Origin of the sequence: Rahnella sp. Larv3_ips (assembly GCF_003697865.1) — a bacterium.
Classification (GTDB): domain Bacteria; phylum Pseudomonadota; class Gammaproteobacteria; order Enterobacterales; family Enterobacteriaceae; genus Rahnella; species Rahnella rivi.
Genome location: NZ_MJIB01000007.1, coordinates 4875 through 5561 on the forward strand (window position 1 = coordinate 4875; position 687 = coordinate 5561).

At 56.5% G+C, this 687-nt stretch carries 2 protein-coding genes; both read right to left on the reverse strand.

Annotation, left to right across the window (positions count from 1 at the left end):
* Positions 1-70 precede the first annotated feature (70 nt).
* On the reverse strand, positions 71-538 hold the full coding sequence (locus tag ED901_RS12865) for a phage tail protein (protein WP_122096138.1): 468 nt from the start codon (positions 536-538) through the stop codon (positions 71-73).
* On the reverse strand, positions 501-687 hold a 187-nt coding region (lysC, locus tag ED901_RS25225), incomplete at its 5' end, for an Rz1-like lysis system protein LysC (protein WP_240993922.1). The genes ED901_RS12865 and lysC, both read right to left, overlap by 38 nt.

Genomic DNA, 687 nt, shown 5'->3' on the forward strand with positions numbered 1-687 from the left:
CAAAGCTTTTCGGCGCTGCGGTGAAAGCGCTGCAATCAGTGCATCGATACGGTTATCAAACGCGGTCAGCTCACTCATTCCACTGACTCACTAACTCGCCGTGCAGGTACAGTTTACGCGGCCTTTCCACCGGCTCCGGCAGCGGCGGCTCAGGAAAATGCTCCACGTGCAGACCCGCATCAATCTGTTTGACAATCACGCGCTCGGTGAGCTGCAAATGAATAGCGATGTCATAGCTCCCATCATTGAGCATATCGGCCTTAAACGTGTATCCATTCTGCTGTTTTTCCGGCGTCGCCATGATGTCCGGCTGATGCTCACGCAGCCAGGCCAGAATGGGCACCATGACCAGATCGCTGTCCTGGGTAAAGTCGGTGATCAGCAGCTCGACCTGGTACTGATATTCGAACGACAGCGAACTGGCTAACGTGGAAACGATACGCCCGTTATCCACAAACATCCGCAAGGTGTCGGGGCTGGTTTGCAGCACCGGCACCGCGTTAGTTAACGCTTTTCTCAGTTGGGCGGGCTTTAGCACGGTGTTCCTCCTGGCATTGTTTGACCGCTTCCACCTGGAGGCCGCAGGCTGTAAGCGCGGCCTCCAGGTTTCTGACATCACTGCTTAAATCGCCGTTAGTGGCGGGTGAGCTTGCCGGTATCGGGCAGCTCGTCACCGCCGGACAGCCA